The 874-nt window shown below is 35.6% G+C and carries 2 protein-coding genes and 1 pseudogene; all 3 read left to right on the forward strand.

Going from position 1 to position 874, the window contains the following annotated elements; all coding sequences use genetic code 11:
• A pseudogene (locus QI30_RS18650) lies at positions 1–200 on the forward strand (hypothetical protein); the annotation flags it as partial.
• A gap of 115 nt (positions 201–315) precedes the next feature.
• Positions 316–378, forward strand: a complete 63-nt coding sequence (locus QI30_RS21280; protein WP_012779615.1) for a tetracycline resistance efflux system leader peptide — start codon at positions 316–318, stop codon at positions 376–378.
• 33 nt (positions 379–411) lie between these two features.
• A partial coding sequence (locus QI30_RS18660) for an MFS transporter (protein ID WP_148113880.1) occupies positions 412–874 on the forward strand: 463 nt, incomplete at its 3' end.

Genomic DNA, 874 nt, shown 5'->3' on the forward strand with positions numbered 1-874 from the left:
GTCTATTCAAAGACGCTATGACCAAATTTAAAAATGGCGAATTAGATGGCTACAAGGAAAAAGATGTGACGAAGTATGTGTATGCGATCATGTATAACTGGGGCGGTAAAAGGTACATCGAATTAGAAAAACGGTATTTGACCGATGATGAACTGGAAGAGATCAATGGGAAATTGATTGATGAAAAAGAAGTAGATTAAGATACAATAGATTTCAACAAACGGGCCATATTGTTGTATAAGTGATGAAATACTGAATTTAAAACTTAGTTTATATGTGGTAAAATGTTTTAATCAAGTTTAGGAGGAATTAATTATGAAGTGTAATGAATGTAACAGGGTTCAATTAAAAGAGGGAAGCGTATCATTAACCCTATAAACTACGTCTGCCCTCATTATTGGAGGGTGAAATGTGAATACATCCTATTCACAATCGAATTTACGACACAACCAAATTTTAATTTGGCTTTGCATTTTATCTTTTTTTAGCGTATTAAATGAAATGGTTTTGAACGTCTCATTACCTGATATTGCAAATGATTTTAATAAACCACCTGCGAGTACAAACTGGGTGAACACAGCCTTTATGTTAACCTTTTCCATTGGAACAGCTGTATATGGAAAGCTATCTGATCAATTAGGCATCAAAAGGTTACTCCTATTTGGAATTATAATAAATTGTTTCGGGTCGGTAATTGGGTTTGTTGGCCATTCTTTCTTTTCCTTACTTATTATGGCTCGTTTTATTCAAGGGGCTGGTGCAGCTGCATTTCCAGCACTCGTAATGGTTGTAGTTGCGCGCTATATTCCAAAGGAAAATAGGGGTAAAGCATTTGGTCTTATTGGATCGATAGTAGCCATGGGAGAAGGAGTCG

This window comes from Candidatus Kurthia intestinigallinarum (genome assembly GCF_003991225.1).
Classification (GTDB): domain Bacteria; phylum Bacillota; class Bacilli; order Bacillales_A; family Planococcaceae; genus Kurthia; species Kurthia populi.